This window comes from Pseudoprevotella muciniphila (assembly GCF_003265305.2).
In the GTDB taxonomy this organism is placed as follows: domain Bacteria; phylum Bacteroidota; class Bacteroidia; order Bacteroidales; family Bacteroidaceae; genus Alloprevotella; species Alloprevotella muciniphila.
Genome location: NZ_CP033459.1, coordinates 2,197,458 through 2,217,702, shown reverse-complemented (window position 1 = coordinate 2,217,702; position 20,245 = coordinate 2,197,458). Strand labels below are relative to the sequence as shown.

Sequence of the window (20,245 nt, the reverse complement as noted above, 5' to 3'; positions counted from 1 at the left end):
AATTTTTTTTACAGAAAAAATAAATCAATCAATGGAAATAAAGAAAGAGTATATCATATACAAACTCGCCGACAAGATGAAGCACAGCATCCATTTTGATGCTGACCTTTTCAGTAAATACGATGTAAAGCGGGGATTGCGCAACGAAGACGGAACAGGTGTGTTGGTAGGATTGACCAACATCGGCGACGTAAACGGATACGAAAGGGCTTCTGATGGCAAAATTATTCCCATCGAAGGTAGGCTCTTCTATCGTGGTTACAACGTGGCAGATCTCGTTCATAATGCTCAAAAGGAAGACCGTTTTGCTTTTGAGGAAGTGGCGGCGCTCCTTCTGTCCGGAAACTTGCCCGATGCAGAAGAACTAAAAGTCTTCACGGACTTGATTCACGACAACATGCCTCTTGATCATCGCACAATGCTTCATATCATAGAACTTGAAGGTAATGATGTCATGAACATTCTGGCAAGAAGTGTACTCGAACTTTACACCTTTGACGAAAATCCCGACGACACTTCACGCGACAACCTCATGCGACAGAGCATAGAACTCGTGTCTAAATTCCCCACCATAATTGCATACGCCTACAACATGATGCGCCACCACAAGCGCAACAAGTCGCTGTCGATACGCCATCCGCAGCCGCGTCTCTCTATTGCCGAGAATTTCCTGTACATGCTCAAGGGCAAGAAATTCACACGGCTGGATGCCAAGATGCTCGACCTTCTGCTCATTGTCCAGGCGGAGCACGGTGGCGGTAACAACTCCACATTCACCGTGCGTGTAACGTCGTCGGCAGGCACCGACACTTATTCCAGCATTGCAGCAGGTATCGGTTCGCTCAAGGGACCGCTTCATGGTGGTGCCAACCTGAAGGTGAACAAGATGATTCATTATCTTAAAGACGAGATAAAGGATTGGGAAAACGAAGACGAGATACGCGCCATGCTCATGAAAGTCCTTCAGAAAAAGGCATTCGACAAGAGCGGTCTCATCTACGGCATAGGGCACGCCGTTTATACAAAGAGCGACCCTCGCGCTGAATTGCTCAAGGAACTTGCAGGTGATTTGGCAAAGGAGAAAGGCCGTCTGAAAGAATACGAATTCATGCTTCGTCTCGAGCGTCTTTCTAAGGAATGTATCTACGAAGTGAAAGGCACGAACAAAACGATATGCGCCAATGTGGATTTCTATAGCGGATTTATTTACGAACTGCTCGCCATACCTGCAGAGATATTCACACCCATTTTCGCCATGGCGCGCATCGTAGGTTGGTGCGCACACCGTAATGAAGAACTTTGCTTCCTCGGCAAACGCATCATCCGTCCGGCTTATCGCTTTGTGGATGAATATCAGGAATACATCCCCATTTGCGAAAGGGACAACTAATCACGTTGTGCATAGAGAAACAAATGTATTTAACCCCAAATCAGTCTGATTGCTGATTTGGGGTTAAAAAATATTTCTTTAACTTTGCCATACCTCTTATTATCGCGTTATGGGAAAACTGTACGACAACAAGCAGCGGGCAGCCATCAATGCCAGCAACGGCCACTATCTGGTGCTTGCACCTCCCGGATGCGGGAAGACCGACATCCTTACCGAACGCATCGTGCGCGCTCACAGCGACGGAGTGGCGTATGAAGACATGCTGTGCCTCACTTTTACCAACAGGGCATCGCGCGGCATGAAAAACCGCATCACACAGCGTTTGGGCGAAGATGCCTCGCAGATATACGTTGGAAACGTGCATCGCTTCTGCTCAAACTTTCTTTTCAGCAATGCGCTGATACCGGAAAACACAAGCATCATCGACGAGACCGATCAGGCCGACATTCTCATGACCTTAGACAATAATTATTTCTCAAAAGATGGTAAAGTCCCCGATAAAAACGCTATCACTGAAGTATGCAACCTGAGTGCCTATATCGCGCAGCGCCGGTTAGGACAGCCGCAGCATGCCATCTTTGCTGAAACAGAAATGGAGCAGTTTTTCAAGATGACTGAAGGTATAGGCTTCGATGCCGGGAAAGTGCCGACAGCCTTCCCGAAAGTGAAATACGCGCTTCAATACATCAATTATAAGCGTGAGAGATTTATTCTCGATTTCGACGATATCCTTATCACTGCCTACGAGCATTTGAGGAATGACCCGCATGAGCAGTTCCGGCGCTTCCCTTGGCTTCAAGTGGATGAGGTGCAGGATCTCAACCCACTGCAAATGGCTATCGTCGATGAACTGACAGAGATTTCCGGAAACTTCACAGCCATGTATCTCGGTGATGAGCAGCAAGCCATCTTCTCTTTCCTCGGTGCAAAAATGAGTCTGTTGCGGCAACTCAAAGAGCGCTGCAAGGGAAACATTCTCCATCTTGAAAGGAACTACCGCTCACCGAAATACTTGCTTGATGTGTTCAACACCTACGCCGAAAAAGAACTTGGAGTGGATCCAGTCCTGCTTCCCACTACCGACAACGACACACCCAAAGGGAAATACGACCTGCTGCTGGCACGGTCCGAAACATCGGAACAGGAGCGTGAGCGCATCACGAGCATGGTAAAGTTCTACAACAAATTCCCGGACGAGCGCCTTGCCATTCTTGTTCCGACAAACGCCATGGCAGATGCCATAAGCAACAAACTCACCGAAAACGGCTACGACAATTTCAAGATATCCGGCACCGACCTCTTCAAGACCAAGGCTTACAAGACACTGTCATCTTTCTTCAGTGTGCTGAACAACGAGTTCTGCGGCATGGCATGGGTACGGCTGCTTTATGGCATTGGCGCCGTAGAAAGCCAGAACTTGGGCAGACGCTTCGTCTTGGCATTGCAACGCCTGATGATGACACCTTTCGACATTATTGAAGGGCAGTCGTATGTGGAGCGTTTCAATAAAATATATGAGACACAGGAAATGGTGTTCTTCGACACAGAAACCACCGGACTGAACGTACTTGAAGACGACATCGTACAGATTGCGGCATTCAAGGTGAGGCATGGCAGAAAAGTGGAGGGGTCTGATTTCAACATTCTTCTGCATACCAGCCGAGAAATACCGAAAATGCTCGGCAACATCGTCAACCCACTGGAAAAGGAATATGCGGCGAACAAGCATTACGACCGTCGTGAAGGACTGCAAATGTTCCTCGACTACATCGGCTACGCTCCGCTACTGGGGCACAATGTACTCTATGACTACCATATCCTTCAGAGCAACGTGAGGCGGGAATTGGGGAAAGAAGTGGTTTATGACGTTTACGACTCGCTGAAACTCATCCGGTGTATCCGTCCTAACCTGAGATGCTACAAACTGGAATACCTTATCAGCGAACTTGGGCTCGAAGGCAAGAATTCCCACCTTGCCAATGAGGATGTGGAAGCCACCAGGCATCTCGTGGACTATTGCTACAACGCTTCGAGGGACATCGTGGCACAGCAGCGCAAATTTATTCAGCACGAAGAAGTGCAACGCATAGCCGGTAGCCTCGGTCGTCTCAAGACACTGTTTGGAGAAGAAAAGGCTCTGCTTTCTGTACCGCTTTGGAAGACGGGGAGGCACATCGCGCACGAACTGAAGCGCGTTTATGACCTGATGAACGGCATGAAACTCATCGAACCGATGGGAGGGAAGTTCAGCATATTCCTGAAATACGCAGAAAGCGAATGGACAGCCAATTCTCAAAACGAGACGCTCGGCGACCAGATATCAGCACACATCAACGACATGACGGCATCGCTGAGCGAAGGCGATCTCATCAACTCCGAAGGTCTCGTCAAGGAGCGCATCTTCGTCATGACCGTACACAAGGGCAAGGGACTGGAGTTTGAAAATGTCATCCTGCTCAATGCCGTTGATGGCAGTTATCCTTTCTTTACGGTGAAGAAAATTCTTCAGAACAGGAACAGTCATAGTCCTGAAGAAGTGAACAAAGCCATGAGAGAGCGCAAAGAAGATGCCCGGAAATTCTATGTGGCTATATCAAGGGCTAAAAAGCGGCTCTGCATCAGTTATAGCGTCAGAAACAACAACAATTTCTCTCAAGAACGAACACCTTTCTTAAGACACATCCTGCCCTATTTCCTCAACAGGAAGTAGGCAGGATGCTTTATTCTTTTTATTGGTGTCCGGTAAAAGTTTTATGGACATAGTCATAAGCCTTTCTGTTTGGGTGTTTTATGGGTGGTGTAATCTATGGGGGCTTACTCTTTGACTTTGTTGCGTCCGTTTTAGTGCTCTGAATTAGGCTGAAAGCCTTACTGCTCATAGCCCAAGGCAACGCCTTGGGTATATGGACGTATGAGTATTTGCGTCCTGAAAGGACAAAAGCCATATTATTAAATAAATGCTAATCTCGTTTCTGCTTTTGCACTTACAGTGCGCCATTGCCATTGACCTTATCCCCCAGGGCGTTGCCCTGGGCTATGGGCTTTACGGACTTTCAGCCCGTTTTAGCGGACAACAATAAGTTTACCGGACAGCAATAATTCTTTTTCCGCTTGGACTTTATACCCTTATTCGTAATGGCGTATTCTGACATCGATGCCAGCGTCTTTCAGTTGCTCGGGCACAGTGCTTATGTCGGTCTGCCCGTAGTGGTAAGGGAAAAGTACTTTGGGCTTAATGGTGCGTGCTGCGCTGACGAGTTGTGAAGTTGTCATCGTGTACGGCTGGTTGCATGGCAGGAAGGCGATATATATATCCTTGATATCAGCCATTTCGGGTATATCTTCTGTGTCGCCTGCAATATAGATGCGCAAACCATCGACAGTGAGGATAAAACCATTGTCGCGACCTTTAGGATGGAATTGCTGACGCCCGTCGGTTGTGTTATAAGCAGGTACAGCCTCAATGCTGAAACTTTCAAGATCTTTCTTTTCGCCATTTTTCATTACATCGCCATAACCAAGCATTTCTGCGCACCGACTGTTGGTAATGATTTTTGTGCCGTCCTTCGACAGCAGTTTTATGGCTTCCTTGTCGAAGTGGTCGGGATGCTCATGGGTGATGAAGATATAGTCTGCCTTGGGCATTGTAGTGTAGTCGGTGGTGCGCGGTCCGAGTTGACTCACCGGGTCAATCTCTATTTCCTTACCATCGTAGCAGATGCGAATACTGGCATGCATCAAGGCATAGAAACGGAGCGTCTTACCGCTTTTGGTTGTAAAGACATCTACTTCGTGCATATCTCCTGTTACGGGCATTTTCTGTTTCTGCCATTCCATGATGCCACCTATAAGATTAACCACCTTGTATCCGTATTCTGTCAATTTCTCTGCGGCATTTGCGGAACGCCGTCCGCTGCGGCAATAGACGGCCACTTTCTTCTCCTTTGCTATCCGCTTTTTTGCCTCTTCGACAAAATCATCATTATTGATGTCTATATTCAGAGCACCTTCCAAATGTCCTTCAGCAAATTCCTCTGCCGTCCGTACATCAAGCAGCACGACATTGCCCTTTGTAAGTAACTTTGCAAAAGCCTTTACGTTAGCATCATCGTATGCTTTTTTCTGGCAGCAAGCCACATTGCAGTTAAGCCCGAAAAGTGCCAGAATGGCTATCAATACTTTCTTCATAATCTATGATGTATTTAGAATTCAGGAGTTTGTTTATCCGAGTACCACATCGAGCACCATCATCAGCACAAAGCCTATGGCAAAACCTATGGTGCCGAGATTGGAATGTTCGCCTTCCGAAGATTCCGGTATGAGTTCTTCCACAACCACATAAAGCATGGCACCTGCTGCAAAAGCCAGCAGGCCGGGGAGTGTAGCAGAAAGCGCCTCTGCGAACAGCACCACTGCCAAACCGCCCAATGGCTCGACTGCACCACTCAGGCTACCCATTGCGAATGAGCGCCATTTACTGTTGCCTTCTGACCGCATAGGCATAGAGATGATAGCACCCTCGGGAATGTTCTGTATGGCAATACCAACAGCCATAGCCAATGCTGCAGCAGTGCTGATTCCCGAACCGGAGTTCAGCGCACCAACTATCACGACACCCACAGCCATACCTTCCGGCAAATTGTGAATCGTTACGGCGAGGTTTATCATTGCCGTGCGCGACAATCTTGACTTCGGACCTTCCGGAGATTGGTCACCTATGTGCAGGTGAGGTGTGAGATAGTCAATTGCCAAGAGGAATGCCATGCCGAGCAAGAAACCTACAGCGGCAGGCAGCACAGCCCAACTACCCTTCCCTTCATTCATCTCCATGCTCGGAATAAGCAGCGACCACACCGATGCAGCCACCATCACACCCGAAGCAAAGCCCAGCAACGTCTTCTGGAGCAGCGACGGCATTTCCCTTTTCATAAAGAACACGAAAGCCGAACCAAGGACGGTGCCCAGAAAAGGTATCAGCAAACAAATGGCTATATTTGTCATAAGGTCATTTTTTCTGCAAATTTACCTTTTATTATCGATTAACGCTTTTACTGCATCAATAAACTTTCTGAAGTTATCGCTACGCTCGAAGTTATCGGAGTTAACGAAGTTATCGACGATACGTTGGAACGATAAATAACAAAAGAAGAAAGAAGAAAAAAATCAGCATCAGGTAACGTCGTTAACTTCGAGCGAAGCGATAACTTCAATAACTTCGTTAACTTCAAGAAAATGGAACTTGCGAAACTTGAACTGCATCAATAAATATCTGTATATGACAAAAGCATACTGCTAATGCCGGACAAGATAGTTCATTTGCAACTATTTTTATAAAAACCTTTTTTGACGCTACTTTTTTTGTTATTTTTGCGTCCGAAAATTGATAAAAAGGGCATATTTCAGCCCTGTCAGTCTGAATTTCAACAGAAAATATGGGAAGAAAAATCCAATTTAGTCTCGTATATAGAGACATGTTCCAGAGTTATGGCAAGTTCCAGCCGCGCAAAGACCAGTTGGAGCGCATAGCACCAGTGATAGTGAAAATGGGCTGTTTTGCCCGAGTAGAAACCAATGGCGGTGCCTTCGAGCAGGTTAATTTGCTCTATGGCGAAAACCCCAACCACGCTGTGCGTGCTGTAACGAAAATCTATCACGAAGCAGGCATCAAAACCCACATGCTCGATCGCGGTCTGAACGCTCTCCGCATGTTCCCTTGCGCAGCCGACCTCAGACGTTTGCAGTACAAGGTGAAGCACGCACAGGGTGTGGACATTCCTCGCATCTTCTGCGGTCTGAACGACGTGAGAAACATCATTCCATCCATCAAGTGGGCTTTAGAAGCAGGTATGACACCGCAAGCCACACTCTGCATCACCAACTCACCTATCCACACTGCAGAATACTACAGCGACATAGCCGACCAACTCATTGCAGCCGGTGCACCGGAAATCTGCCTAAAGGACATGGCAGGCATAGGGCAACCCGCGCTACTCGGCAAACTATGCGGACTCATCAAGAAGAACCACCCCGACATCATCGTGGAATACCACGGGCACAGCGGTCCCGGACTGCAGATGGCAAGTATCCTGGAATTGGCACGCAATGGTGTTGACATTATCGACACAGCCATGGAACCCCTCTCATGGGGCAAGGGCCACGCCGACATCATTTCCGTACAGAGTATGCTGAAGAACGCCGGCTACGACGTGCCGGAGATTGACATGAATGCCTACATGGAGGCCCGAAAACTCACACAGGAGTTCCTCGACGACTTCCTTGGCTATTTCGTCAACAAGCAAAACCACATCTGCTCCTCACTCCTTCTCGGCTGCGGACTGCCTGGTGGTATGATGGGTTCTATGATGGCTGACCTGCGCGGTGTGATGAATGCCATCAATTCCAACCGCGAAAAGAAGGGCGAACCGGCTTACAGCGAAGACGAACTGCTCGTGCGCCTCTTCGACGAGGTGGGTTATGTGTGGCCGCGTGTGGGTTATCCACCCCTCGTAACGCCATTCTCACAATATGTCAAGAACATCGCCCTGATGAACCTCCTCTGCGAGTCGATGGACAAACCACGCTACTCTATGATGGACGACAGCATCTGGGGCATGATTCTCGGCAAGAGTGGAAAACTGCCAGGAGAAGTGGATCCAGAAATCGTGGCATTGGCGAAGGAGAAAGGCTATGAATTCTATACCGACGACCCGCAGGCGCTCTATCCCGACAATCTCGACAAGTTCCGCCAGGAAATGGAAGAAAAGGGATGGGAACTCGGCGAAGACGACGAAGAACTCTACGAATTTGCGATGCACGAGACACAGTACCGCGACTACAAGAGCGGCATCGCCAAACAGCGTTTCCTTGCTGACCTACAGGCAGCAAAGGACAAGGCACTCGGCGGCTCGGGTATTAGCATCGAGGAGGCAACAGCCTTCAAGCATGCCAAGGCAGACGCCATCGTAGCCCCCGAGAGCGGTATCGTACTCTTCGAGATCTGCGGCGACGGAGAAGCCACACCAGCCATCAATCCCTACATCGGCAAGCAATACACCGACGGCGACCGTTTCTGCTACATCGAGAACAACCACGGACAAATCATCGAACTGCCCGCTGCACTCGGCGGCCAACTCGTGGAAATCGCCGTAAAACAAGGCGGACACGTCAGCAAGGGCGATGTCATCGCCTACATACAACGACCGGAAGAATAAAGGCTTAAACTCAACAATAAACATAAAAAAGTGGAAAGTCATTCAAGATTTTCCGCTTTTTTTGTAATTTTACCGACGTTTCGGGGGAGAAATCCCGAAAAACATTATGCATTCGCTATTATTTCGCGTTAAGCCAAAATGCGTAGGAAACAAGTTGGAATAAATAACGCTCAGAAGTAATAGAGACGATGGGGTATAGGTTACTGTATCCTCGTCCCTCCATTTAATAGCAATGCCCCGCCATAATCGGCGTGGTGCATTCTTATTTGGAGGGAGGGGTTCCGGTTCCTACGCTGCCCCGGCTTAACGCATAAGAGGCATCACGCTCTTTTTATGCGTTGGCGATTGATAGTAGATGCGCAACGAAAAACTATCAATCGCTTATGGCAAACGAAACTTTATCAAAGGCAAAGGTGGCAAAGAACGATGAGTTCTACACGCAGTACCACGACATCGAGCGCGAGGTGGAGGCATATCTGGAGTACAACCCTGATGTGTTCAGGGACAAGACGGTGCTGCTGCCGTGCGACGACCCCGAATGGAGCAACTTTACGCGCTATTTTGCCCAGAACTTTGAACGGCTCGGACTCAAAAAACTCATCTCTACCAGTTATGCCTACGAGAGCAAGAAGTACAAGGGACCTATCCAACTGACGCTCTTCGAGACCGACGCACCACAGTTCGATGCCGGAAAAACACAGACACACGGCAAAATCTTCGTTCTCACACACAACACCAACGGCAACGGACGGGTAGATATAGAGGACCTGCAATGGCAATACCTCGAAGGCGACGGCGACTTCCGGAGCAAGGAGGTAACGCGCCTGCGCGACGAGGCAGACATCATCGTTACCAACCCGCCTTTCTCACTCTTCCGCGAGTTCTTTGCTTGGTTGATAGATAGCAACAAAGGTTTTGTGATGATTGCGAATAAGAATTGCGTAACATATAAAGAAGTTTTTCCTTTTTTCAAAGAAAACAAGATTTGGTCAGGTAAGAGAGAATGGGCTGGAGGAATGTGGTTTGAGACAAAAAATGCAGATGACGTTGACCGAGTAGACAATGGAGTGAATATGAAAAACATCCCCTCAATTTGGCTTACCAACCTCGACCACGGTCGCCGCCATCAGCCCCTGCAGTTGATGACGATGGCAGACAACCTGAAGTACAGCAAGCACAAAGAAATAAAAGGAAAGGCAGGTTATGACCATTATGACAACTACGATGCCATAGAAGTGCCCTATACCGATGCCATACCGTCAGACTACGACGGCGTGATGGGAGTACCTATATCTTTCCTTGATAAGTATTGCCCCGAGCAGTTTGAGATATTAAGTGCCAATGATTATAGAAAGAATGAAAAGGTTCCGTTTAAATCTCATGGTTTAATAAAAGACAAAGATGGCTCAATAAATGGTAAACCTAAATACGCTCGAATCCTAATCCGCAAAAAGAAGAACTAATGGAAACCACATTAAAGAAATATACAGTAGGCGAAATCTGCGATGGTTTTGTCTATAACGAATTGGAAGGCAAGGGACTTTATGGTCTCTCTGGGCGCCTGACCATTCAACCAGAGTATCAACGCAATTACATCTATGCTGATGGCAAGAAAGACGTGGCAGTGGTGCAGTCGGCACTACATGGCTACCCCTTAGGCGTTCTTTATTTCAACAAAACAGACGATGGTCGCCTTGAGGTGCTCGACGGACAGCAGCGCATCACGTCGCTCGGGCGGTTCGTTACGGGCAAGTTCGGCATCTTCAACGCAGACGACATACCGCAGTATTTCAGTAGTCTGTCAAAGGAACTGCAGGAATGCATCCTTGGCACAGAACTCCTCGTCTATGAATGTGAAGGCACAGAGGACGAAATCAGGAAATGGTTTGAGACGGTAAACATAGCAGGTGTGCCACTCAACGAACAAGAACTCCTCAATGCTATCTATTCGGGCGAGTTCGTTACACTTGCCAAGCAGGAGTTCAGCAATTCTCAGAATGCCAACATACAGAAGTGGAGCCACTTCATCTCCGGTGCAGTGAACCGTCAGGACTATCTCGAACGCGCCCTGCAGTGGGTGAGTCGTGGAAAGTCGAAAGAAGTGAGGGACTACATGAGCCAGCATAGACACGACACGAACATCGACGAACTGAAAACGTATTTCACGGCGGTCATCGACTGGATAGGTTCTGTGTTTACAGACATAGAATCGGAAATGCGTGGATTGGAATGGGGTAGGCTTTATGAGGAATACCACACGCAGCCTTACAACCCCACAGAAGTGGCGCAACAGGTGCGCGAACTCTATGGCGATCCCTTCGTGAAGAATCGTAAAGGCATCTTCGAATATGTGCTTGGTGGCAGGAAGGACAAACGCTTGCTGGACATCCGTGTGTTCGACGAAGCCACAAAGCGCAAAGTATATCGTCTGCAAACCGAAGAAGCGCAGCTGAAAGGCGAGAGCAATTGCCCGCTCTGTGCACTCGGCCACGAAGCCAACCGCACAAAAATTTGGAAAATGTCAGATATGGATGCCGACCATGTGGCTGCATGGAGCAAAGGTGGTGCTACTACCGCCGACAACTGCCAGATGCTTTGCAAGACACACAACAGGGCAAAAGGGAACAGATAAGAGAAACGGATTGGAACGACTAATAATATCTATAACTCATTGCAAATCCGCTGTGCCATATCATTTAGGTCAAGGCATTGCTTGCGTTTGATGGCGATTTGCTCGTTGTGATGCTCCCATGGTGCGAGGATGAGGATCACGCCTTTGGCACAGGCCTCCATACGTTGTCCGCCAGGTTTGGCGAGGTCTGCGAAGCCGTTTTCCTGAAGCAGGATGATTGGCAGGTGTTCCTCGAAAGCGGCGCGCATAACTGCTTTCTCGCCTTTTGAGATACTTGGTGAGACGAGAACGGCACCCCTCCGTGCAGCGCTAAGCATCTTTGTCTTGTAGGTTTCGATGTCTATGTCTGTCATACTGCGCGAGCATTGTACTTGCAGGCGGACGGGGCGCTGTGCAAGAAAAAGGTTGCCTATGGCTGAAAACGAGATGCCTGCGATGACGATATTGCGCTGTACGCGGAACAAGTCGGGGTGTTCGCGCTTCATCAACAGACGACGGGGGTTGTCGTTTAAATAATTAAGCCAAGTGTCTAACTGTCCTCTGCGCAGGAGGATTTTGTCGCAGTAGTTGGGCTGAAAGAGCAAGCCGTGGTAGCGGTTGTCCTTGCTTCTGTCGCGCTTGGGGCGCGGTGCAGTTTGTTCTGTATGTTGCGACTCAGTCGCAACGTACTTAACAGGGTGAACAACGTACTTAACGGGAGGTGCTCCTAATATCATCCGGCGGTAATGGCGGTTGCAGCCTGTCTTGAAACCCTTTATGACCTGTCCGAGATGGACTTCCATTTTCCGGGTGACAAACAGGATGCCGTGCAGATGGTCCGGCATCATCTGTAGTGCCAGGACTTTTATCTCGGGATAATACTTTGGGATACCTTGCCATTCGTTGCTTACGGCTTTGCCGAGTTCACTCAATTCACAACGTGGAGCATCGGGAGAATCCTGCAGTGCATCGCTTTTGCCAACGACCTTGCCAAACAACGGTCTTCTGCCTTCTGTAACCATAGTCAGCATGTACATACGGCGGTCGGTATAATCATGCTCCACCATGCGGCGAGTCATCGAAGGCTTCTTTTCGCCGCCATATTCCTTTTGCTTTTCAAAAGTTTCTCTGTCCATGCCAGAGGTATCAAGGAGTTATTCCTTCTACTTATTGGCCTTCTATTTTCACCTCTATAAGCCGCACTTTCTCATCGAAGAAGTCGGTATCGGAAAAGGCACCGGGTTTGTAGAACTTACTGCCGTCGATGCGCAGTTTTGTGCTAAAGGCGGGCTTGATGCGGAAAGGTTTGTTGTATTTTACGGCATAACCCTGAATAGTGATTCGCTCCCACTCGCCGAGTTGCCTGTAAGTCATTTCTTCGAGGAACTGCTTGGTGTTAGGTTCGAAGGTGCCTTCGTGACGCACTTTGCCGGCAGCGTTCTCTATCTGGATGATTGCTATGCCGAGGGAATAGTTGCTGTCGTTGATGAGATAGACTTCCAGTTTGGGTTCTTCCGTATCTTCATCAAAAGGCAGGAAAGCGAGGTAGAGACGCAGCACATCTGCCCCACGGCGCTCCATCGGGCGCGGTTTGAAAGTAACGGGTTTTTCGTCTTCGTCATCATCGAAAGAACGAACGTATGTGTCGGGCTGACGCGTACGGAAACGGTTGTCGGCATTGGCAGACGGTTTCTTGGCAGGGCGTTCGCCTTCCTCGTCTTTCGACTCCATGACCACGACTTCGCTTATGAGTGTGGGTATTTCAAAACCATCGTCGCCCTTAACGAGCACGATATTCTTGTCCTGAAAACCGACGATGACACCACCGCCTATTTCATTCAAAAATCTAACTGTATCTCCTATCTTCATAGTAGTGTTATAATTATGTTTTCATTGCAAACCTACAAACAAATTTTGGAAACTGACTACATAATTCGCAGCAATCAGAAAATAATTTATAGTTTTGCGAAGAAAAGATGCTACCTGAATGCTGACACAAGTACTTTTTTGGATAGGAGCCTCCATTTACTTCATACTCGTTGCGAGTATGGTATTCATCGTTCTGCTCGAAAATAGGCAGCCCGAAAAGACCATTGCATGGGTAGTAGCCATTGTCCTCTTGCCAGTGGCAGGCCCCATCGCCTTTATTTTCTTCGGGCAGACCATAAAGCGAACGCGCTACATCAACCGCCACCGATACATCCAAATCAATGCGAGTATGCTCCAGCGCGACCTCAGGAATAAACAACTGAAACTGCCAAAGAAATATGCCCAACTCATCGAACTCAACGAAAATGATTCATGGGCTTTCCTTGCCGACAACAATCAGGTGGAACTGCTCACTAACGGCAAAGACTTTCTGCAAGCGCTCTTACGATCCATCTATGGGGCTCAACACCACATCCATATCGAGACTTACATTATTGAAGATGACGCAGTGGGACGTTTGGTGCGCGATGCGCTTATCGACAAAGCGAAAGAAGGCATTAGTGTTAGGTTGATTTACGACGATGTGGGGTGTTGGAACGTGTCCGACCGCTTTTTCCGCACAATGACAGATGCAGGTATAGAAGTGGTGCCATTCATGCCTGTGCGCTTCCCTTCGCTATCGCACAAAATCAACTATCGTAACCACAGAAAAATTATTGTCATCGATGGCAGTGTGGGTTTCATAGGCGGCATGAATCTCGCCTTGCGCTATGTCAGCACGCGAATAAATGAATGGCGCGACATGCAATTGTTGGTGCGCGGAAATGCTGTAGGACGCTTGCAACGCATTTTCCTCGTCGATTGGCAGTTCTTAAGGGAAGAAGAAAAGGAAATAGCGATGGAGGAACTTTTCGCCAGTCCGCAACTTGTGTCGCAGAACAGTGCGCTGATGCAAATCGTTTCGTCTTACCCAGTATCTGCCTATCCTGAAATTATGTTTGCGCTATGTCATGCCATTAGTCAAGCCACGCGCTACGTCTATGTGCAGACACCCTACTTCATGCCGACGGAACCCGTAATGCAAGCACTTCAAATTGCAGCCCTCGCAGGCATTGATGTGAGAGTGATGATTCCGATGAAGCCCGATGGCATCATGCTCAGATGGGCTAACGATAGTTATGTAGAAGACCTTCTCAGAGCAGGTGTGAAAGTATATATGATGACAGATGGATTCCTTCATACAAAGGCATTGGTCATTGACGACGATTGGTGTTCTGTAGGATCTGCCAATATGGATTTTCGATCATTCAACAACAATTTCGAATCGAACGCGTTAATATATGATGACGACTGCGCAAAAAAAGTGCGCGAAGTTTTCGAGAACGATATGAAGCGTTGCAAAGAAATAGAGTTGGAGGAATGGAACAAGCGCCCGATGCGTCGCAAGATACAAGAATCGCTGACGCGACTCTTCTCACCATTGTTCTGACACTATTTACCAACCTGAACACTTCCAATCGCCGGAACGCTTAAAAAAATGAAAAGACTGACCATATACACTTTGTTTCTGATATTCTGCACCTTTTGTTCTGCGCAGCCTGCACTGACTTCGGCACAGCGTTTCATGCAGAAAAAACGCGGCAACAGCCTGCCCAGACTGGACTGCAGGATGAAGAGCACAAATGCCACGCTTTTCAATGACAGTGAAGGGCGCTTCGTGCTGGTGAGCAACGATGGAAAGACCGTACTTGGATATGGCGATAATTCTGCCACAGAAGTACCGACTGTAATTAAGGCGATGATGCGACAGACTGTTCCATCATCGAAAGCATTTACCACGGCCATTGTTAGTCCGATGCTTACCACCAAACACAGTTACAACGAGCCTTACAATGCCTACTGCCCTTATTACATGGACGATGACAGCACGATGAGCGAAGTGCGTTGTCGTGTGGGATGCGTGGCTACTGCATTGGAACAGATCCTGACTTATTATCGACGCGATGTGGTACTACTGGACACCCTCCACGGCTGGACTACACGACACTATACCATCGACGACATTCTGCCCGGCACTACCGTGGGAACGAAAAACATACGCGATATTTATACCACAGCCGATACTGACGAGGACGTTCACCCCGTGGCACAACTGGGCTATATCTGCGCTGTGGCAGCGCGTATGAATTTTGGCGTGACCGAAAGCGGAGCATCGGTGTGGCGGCTCGAAGAACCACTGAAGCGTGCCTTCGGCATGAAATACGTTCACTACATGGACAGTTATCAGTACGACACACGCGACTGGTACCGCATCATTGAATCCGAACTAAAGGCAGGACGGCCCGTTTTCTATGCCGGTTACACCACAGACATCAACGGTCATGCTTTTGTCATCGACGGACTTGACGCCGACGGGCTCTTCCATGTAAACTGGGGCTATGGCGGCAACTTTGATGGTTATTTCCGGCTCGACGCACTCAATTATCTGTTTCAGGGAAACGATGTTGGGGAACTTGCCATTTCAAAAGGCTATTTCTGCAATCAGCAAGCGATTCTGCTTTGTCCCGACTCGGTAGACACTGCCCTACCCGACACCCTTGCCCGCGATTCCTTGGACATTGTGGTGGATTCGGTAGTATTTAGCCAACCGCCTGTAACAAATGCTCTCACGCCTATCACTGTCTATTTGAGAAATACAACAGACAATTACCTTACAACGCCATACGAATTCTTTACCAATGAACTGGCAGATACGGCTTTTTTCAAACAGGCGCACTACTATAAACTCTCAGGCATATCGCTGCCACCTAAAGCAACAGGCAAAATCAGCATTCAGGTGAAATTCGACACCTGTGGTGTGCGCATGTTCCGCATGAGTCCGGATGATGAACACATTCCCTACGAGTGCATCATAGACGTTGCAGAACAGGAACAACCGGAAGTTACCGTGGTTAACCCAACCATTACTTTCCCCGACCCGTTCTCCGCAACTTTTTCCGTATCGTTTTCTAACAAATCCACCTCTGCCCGTTTCGGAGAAATGATGATTTACTCGCTTGCCGACCCTGCCGCACCGTCACGCGACATACGCAGCGAATATGAGGACGTTTATGTGGCTGCCGGCGACGCCACAAACGGAGAGGTTACGTTCAATAATCTTGTGCCGGGACAGACTTACATCATACGCATCCGCCAGAATTGGCCCGTCATCTATGAAACGACGTTCACGATGCCCGTTGTGGAAGGGATAGACGATGTTTCCAGCGAGACAGAAAGCGATTTGCCCGTCAGGTGGTACACCATAGAGGGCAGACAAGTGGCTGCGCCGACCGCTACCGGCATTTATATCAGACGACAAGGGAAAACAAGCCGAAAAATCGTCGTTACGCGGTGAGCGGGCAGACATATAACAAGAGGGCACTCTTACCCGTTATGGGTGAATGAGTGCCCTCTGCTTTTCTGAAAATCTGCGAGGTAGTTTCCTTAGTTGTCGAGGAAGTAATCGATGGCAGTTACTACGCGCACGGTCTTATAGATAGGCGTGTATTCATCCAGGTCTTCTATCTCGAACACACCCTGTCTTGCAGTCATAATCTTGCCGAGCGAACTTTCGCTGTCTTTGGCAAACTTCTCAGCCGCTTCGCGTGCATTCTTCGTGGCTTCTTCAATCATGGCGGGCTTGATGGTGTTCAGTCCGGTATAATCGAAAGAAGGGGTACTTGACTCAAGCGTTACACCCTGTTCGATGAGTTCACCCGTTTTATTGGTCAAATCATTCACGAGGTCCACTTTATTTGTCATAACAGTAATCGAAGAACCGATGAAATATCTTGCCTTCTTGTTATCGCTGCTATACTCTTCTGTGTCCGTATCACTTACACTTGGTGCGCTGGTTGAAATTTCGCCGTCAGTGAAACCATTCTTCCTCAGATAGTCGGTAATGATCTTGTTCTTGGTATTGATTTCGCTGTAAAGCGCTTGTAAGTCGTTGCCCGACACCTTAAATGAGAGGGGCCATGTTACACGGTCTGCCTTGACCTGACGCTCGGCAAGTCCGCGGACACTTACCGTGCGGTCCTTGTTTGCCAGTTTGGAGATGCCGGCGTAGATGAACCATCCCATACAGAAGATGCCCAATGCAATGACGCAGGCAGGGATGATGTGATTGCTTTTGAAAACTTCTTTTACTTTCATGATGATTTATTTTTATCTGGTTTGTTTCTGCAACAAAATTAAAAAAAAAAGAACATAACAGATCATTCCTTTCTAATCCATTTAATCCATTTAATCCATTTAATCCATTTTTGCGCTTTTATTTCTTAAAAACAACAAGTAAGTTTTTTATAAGTGGGCGGTTTGCAGTAACTTTGCGTCCGAAAATAAAAAAACAAGACTAAATGATGACAGCCAATGAAATACGCGAGGCCTTCAAGAAGTATTTTGAAGACCATGACCATCTCGTAGTGCCCAGCGCACCGATGGTAATCAAGAACGACCCCACCCTGATGTTTACCAACGCCGGTATGAACCAGTTCAAGGACATCATTCTGGGAAACGCCGAACCCAAATGCCCACGTCAGACCGACTCTCAGAAGTGTCTCCGTGTGAGCGGAAAGCACAACGACCTCGAGGAAGTGGGACGCGACACCTACCACCATACGATGTTCGAAATGCTCGGCAACTGGAGTTTTGGCGACTATTTCAAGGAAGATGCCATCAAGTATGCCTACGAGTTCCTCGTTGATGTACTTAAAATAGATCCAAAAGACCTGTATGTTACAGTTTTCGAAGGTTCTGAGGAAGAAGGGCTTGAGCGCGACGACGAGGCTGCCGGCTACTGGGAAAAATACTTCCCAACCGACCATATCATCAACGGCAACAAGCACGATAATTTCTGGGAAATGGGCGACACAGGACCTTGCGGACCCTGTTCGGAAATTCATATCGACTCCCGTTCCGAAGAACTGAAAGCCAAAGTGCCCGGCAGAGAACTCGTGAACAAGGACGACCCGCAAGTCATCGAAATATGGAACCTCGTCTTCATGCAGTATAACCGCAAGGCTGACGGTTCTCTCGAACCGCTTCCCAAAAAGGTTATTGACACTGGCATGGGCTTCGAACGCCTCGTGCGTACCCTGCAAGGCAAGAAGTCGAACTACGACACCGACGTGTTCCAACCCATCATTCGCAAGATAGAGGAACTCAGCGGTAAGCGCTACAATGTGGGCAATGCCACGGAAGAAGACAGCCTGACGAACCCCACCGATATTGCTATGCGCGTGATAGCCGACCATCTGCGCGCCATCTCGTTCAGCATAGCCGACGGGCAGTTGCCTTCCAATGCCAAGGCAGGCTACGTTATCCGCCGCATCCTGCGACGTGCCGTGCGCTATGCCTATACCTACCTTGAACAGACAGAAGCCTTCATGTACAAACTCGTGCCAACACTCGTCGATGAAATGGGAGGAGCCTATCCCGAACTCAAAGCACAGGAAGTGCTCATCACTAAGGTAATGAAGGAAGAGGAAGATTCCTTCCTTCGCACACTCGCCACAGGTATATCGCTGCTCGAAAACGTGATGGCAGAGACTAAGGCTGCCGGCTCTGATACAGTAGATGGCAGCAAGGCTTTCACGCTGTTCGACACTTTCGGTTTCCCACTCGACCTTACACAACTCATCTGCGAGGAGAATGGCCTGAAGGTGGACGAAGCGAAGTTTAATGAGGAGATGCAGAAGCAGAAGGATCGCGCCCGCAATGCAGCCAGCGTAGAGACAGGCGACTGGGTGGTTGTTCGCGAAGGCGGAGAAACCACTTTCGAAGGTTGGGACGTAACGCGCGAGACATCGCACATCCTGCGCTACCGCAAGGTGGAAGAAAAAAAGAAGTCGTACTATCAGATTGTGCTCGACCGCACACCATTCTATGCTGAAATGGGTGGTCAGGTAGGCGACCAGGGCATCCTGCGCTGTGGCGATGAAAGCATAGAAATTTTTGACACAAAACAGGAAAATGGCGTCATCGTTCATTTTACAAAGAAGCTTCCTACGGATCTCTCTGCAGAATTCGAGGCTATAGTTAACGAGAAAGCCCGTCGTGCATGCGAGGCAAATCATAGCGCCACTCACCTGCTCGACCAGGCACTTCGCGAGGTGCTTGGCACACACGTGGAGCAGAAAGGTTCGCTCGTAACACCCAACTACCTGCGTTTCGACTTTTCACACTTCCAAAAGACGACTCCTGAAGAACTGCGTCAGGTGGAGCGCATCGTCAACAGCCGAATCCGTCAGAACATACCTTTGCAGGAATATCGCGACCTACCCATCGAAGAGGCAGAGAAACTTGGTGCCATTGCACTCTTTGGTGAGAAATACGGCGACAAGGTGCGCGTGGTGAAGTTTGACAAGAGTGTGGAATTCTGCGGTGGCTGCCACGTAAAAAGCACAGGTAACATCGGCTTTTTCTGCATCCTCAGTGAAGCGAGCATAGCAGCAGGTGTACGTCGCATCGAGGCCATCACAGGAGAAGTGGCAGAGGAACACTACTATATGCAAACCGATTTACTCGAAAACCTGCAAGGACTCTTCAACAACTCCAAGGACCTCACGGCATCCATCCAGAAGACTATTGAGGAGAATAGCGGTCTGCAGAAACAAGTTGAAAACTTTATGAAGGAACACATTTTGCGTATGCGCGACAGTCTCATAAAGGATGCCGTAGAAGTCAATGGTATCAAAGTGGTAAGAACTGTTATCCCAGGCATGACTGAACCCGGAGTTGCCAAAGACCTCGCTTTCCAGATTGCAGCCCAGTTGCCCGAAAATGTCATTATTGCTATAGGCACGCACAACGAGGACAAGCCGCTCTTGACAATGATGATCAGCAAGAACCTCGTGGAAGAACGTGGTTTGCATGCCGGCAACATCGTTCGCGAGGCAGCCAAACTCATCAAGGGCGGTGGCGGTGGCGCGCCTCACTTTGCCACAGCGGGCGGTAAGGACATCAACGGCCTCCAAGCCGCCGTGGACAAAGCCATAGAACTGACTAATTTGTAATGGTTAACACATAGATATAAAAAACGCGATGTGCAGGTTGCTGCTCATC

13 protein-coding genes are annotated in these 20,245 nt (G+C 48.6%); 8 read left to right on the top strand and 5 right to left on the bottom strand.

Going from position 1 to position 20,245, the window contains the following annotated elements; all coding sequences use genetic code 11:
* Nucleotides 1–37: 37 nt before the first annotated feature.
* Complete coding sequence (locus C7Y71_RS08920; protein ID WP_111898238.1) at nt 38–1,390, top strand: citrate/2-methylcitrate synthase; 1,353 nt, start codon at nt 38–40, stop codon at nt 1,388–1,390.
* 109 nt (nt 1,391–1,499) lie between these two features.
* A complete protein-coding gene (locus C7Y71_RS08915; protein ID WP_111898186.1) occupies nt 1,500–4,100 on the top strand; it encodes a 3'-5' exonuclease in 2,601 nt (866 codons plus the stop codon).
* A gap of 416 nt (nt 4,101–4,516) precedes the next feature.
* On the opposite strand, the gene C7Y71_RS08910 is transcribed toward C7Y71_RS08915, so the two are convergent.
* Both C7Y71_RS08910 and C7Y71_RS08905 read right to left on the bottom strand, forming a co-directional pair.
* Complete coding sequence (locus C7Y71_RS08910) at nt 4,517–5,578, bottom strand: rhodanese-like domain-containing protein (protein ID WP_151908904.1); 1,062 nt, start codon at nt 5,576–5,578, stop codon at nt 4,517–4,519.
* Between the two features lie 33 nt (nt 5,579–5,611).
* A complete protein-coding gene (locus C7Y71_RS08905; protein WP_111898187.1) occupies nt 5,612–6,391 on the bottom strand; it encodes a ZIP family metal transporter in 780 nt (259 codons plus the stop codon).
* A 431-nt stretch (nt 6,392–6,822) separates the two neighbouring features.
* Between C7Y71_RS08905 and C7Y71_RS08900 the strand changes: the two genes are divergently transcribed.
* From C7Y71_RS08900 to C7Y71_RS08890, 3 genes are all read left to right on the top strand, one after another.
* Nucleotides 6,823–8,601, top strand: a complete 1,779-nt coding sequence (locus C7Y71_RS08900) for a biotin/lipoyl-binding protein (RefSeq protein ID WP_111898188.1) — start codon at nt 6,823–6,825, stop codon at nt 8,599–8,601.
* A gap of 383 nt (nt 8,602–8,984) precedes the next feature.
* Nucleotides 8,985–10,064, top strand: a complete 1,080-nt coding sequence (locus tag C7Y71_RS08895) for an adenine-specific methyltransferase EcoRI family protein (RefSeq protein ID WP_111898189.1) — start codon at nt 8,985–8,987, stop codon at nt 10,062–10,064.
* Complete coding sequence (locus C7Y71_RS08890) at nt 10,064–11,233, top strand: HNH endonuclease family protein (RefSeq protein WP_111898190.1); 1,170 nt, start codon at nt 10,064–10,066, stop codon at nt 11,231–11,233. Before C7Y71_RS08895 ends, C7Y71_RS08890 begins: the two co-directional genes overlap by 1 nt.
* A gap of 29 nt (nt 11,234–11,262) precedes the next feature.
* Here the strand turns inward: C7Y71_RS08890 and C7Y71_RS08885 are convergent, their stop codons facing one another.
* Together C7Y71_RS08885 and C7Y71_RS08880 are read right to left on the bottom strand one after the other, a co-directional pair.
* The gene (locus C7Y71_RS08885) at nt 11,263–12,348 is read right to left on the bottom strand and encodes a transposase (protein WP_111898191.1); all 1,086 of its coding nucleotides are present in this window, start codon (nt 12,346–12,348) and stop codon (nt 11,263–11,265) included.
* A gap of 31 nt (nt 12,349–12,379) precedes the next feature.
* Nucleotides 12,380–13,081 carry a DUF2027 domain-containing protein gene (locus tag C7Y71_RS08880; RefSeq protein ID WP_111898192.1) on the bottom strand — a complete coding sequence of 234 codons (702 nt, stop codon included), beginning with the start codon at nt 13,079–13,081 and terminating at the stop codon, nt 12,380–12,382.
* Between the two features lie 118 nt (nt 13,082–13,199).
* On the opposite strand from C7Y71_RS08880, the gene cls reads away from it, so the two are divergent.
* Together cls and C7Y71_RS08870 are read left to right on the top strand one after the other, a co-directional pair.
* Entirely contained in the window at nt 13,200–14,630 is a 1,431-nt protein-coding gene (gene cls, locus C7Y71_RS08875) for a cardiolipin synthase (RefSeq protein ID WP_111898193.1), read from the top strand.
* A gap of 48 nt (nt 14,631–14,678) precedes the next feature.
* Nucleotides 14,679–16,535 (top strand): C10 family peptidase, encoded by a 1,857-nt coding sequence (locus C7Y71_RS08870; RefSeq protein ID WP_111898194.1) that lies wholly within the window; start codon nt 14,679–14,681, stop codon nt 16,533–16,535.
* Between the two features lie 89 nt (nt 16,536–16,624).
* Here the strand turns inward: C7Y71_RS08870 and C7Y71_RS08865 are convergent, their stop codons facing one another.
* The gene (locus C7Y71_RS08865; RefSeq protein WP_111898195.1) at nt 16,625–17,335 is read right to left on the bottom strand and encodes an SIMPL domain-containing protein; all 711 of its coding nucleotides are present in this window, start codon (nt 17,333–17,335) and stop codon (nt 16,625–16,627) included.
* Nucleotides 17,336–17,538: 203 nt separating this feature from the next.
* On the opposite strand from C7Y71_RS08865, the gene alaS reads away from it, so the two are divergent.
* On the top strand, nt 17,539–20,196 hold the full coding sequence (gene alaS / locus C7Y71_RS08860; protein ID WP_111898196.1) for an alanine--tRNA ligase: 2,658 nt from the start codon (nt 17,539–17,541) through the stop codon (nt 20,194–20,196).
* Nucleotides 20,197–20,245 lie beyond the last annotated feature (49 nt).

Excerpts from the sequence above, each read along its gene's own strand:
- alaS (WP_111898196.1), top strand. The coding sequence starts at position 17,539 with ATGATGACAGCCAATGAAATACGCGAGGCCTTCAAGAAGTATTTTGAA.
- C7Y71_RS08890 (WP_111898190.1), top strand. The coding sequence starts at position 10,064 with ATGGAAACCACATTAAAGAAATATACAGTAGGCGAAATCTGCGATGGT.
- C7Y71_RS08900 (WP_111898188.1), top strand. The coding sequence starts at position 6,823 with ATGGGAAGAAAAATCCAATTTAGTCTCGTATATAGAGACATGTTCCAG.
- C7Y71_RS08905 (WP_111898187.1), bottom strand. The coding sequence starts at position 6,391 with ATGACAAATATAGCCATTTGTTTGCTGATACCTTTTCTGGGCACCGTC.
- C7Y71_RS08880 (WP_111898192.1), bottom strand. The coding sequence starts at position 13,081 with ATGAAGATAGGAGATACAGTTAGATTTTTGAATGAAATAGGCGGTGGT.
- C7Y71_RS08910 (WP_151908904.1), bottom strand. The coding sequence starts at position 5,578 with ATGAAGAAAGTATTGATAGCCATTCTGGCACTTTTCGGGCTTAACTGC.
- C7Y71_RS08915 (WP_111898186.1), top strand. The coding sequence starts at position 1,500 with ATGGGAAAACTGTACGACAACAAGCAGCGGGCAGCCATCAATGCCAGC.
- C7Y71_RS08870 (WP_111898194.1), top strand. The coding sequence starts at position 14,679 with ATGAAAAGACTGACCATATACACTTTGTTTCTGATATTCTGCACCTTT.
- C7Y71_RS08885 (WP_111898191.1), bottom strand. The coding sequence starts at position 12,348 with ATGGACAGAGAAACTTTTGAAAAGCAAAAGGAATATGGCGGCGAAAAG.
- cls (WP_111898193.1), top strand. The coding sequence starts at position 13,200 with ATGCTGACACAAGTACTTTTTTGGATAGGAGCCTCCATTTACTTCATA.
- C7Y71_RS08895 (WP_111898189.1), top strand. The coding sequence starts at position 8,985 with ATGGCAAACGAAACTTTATCAAAGGCAAAGGTGGCAAAGAACGATGAG.
- C7Y71_RS08865 (WP_111898195.1), bottom strand. The coding sequence starts at position 17,335 with ATGAAAGTAAAAGAAGTTTTCAAAAGCAATCACATCATCCCTGCCTGC.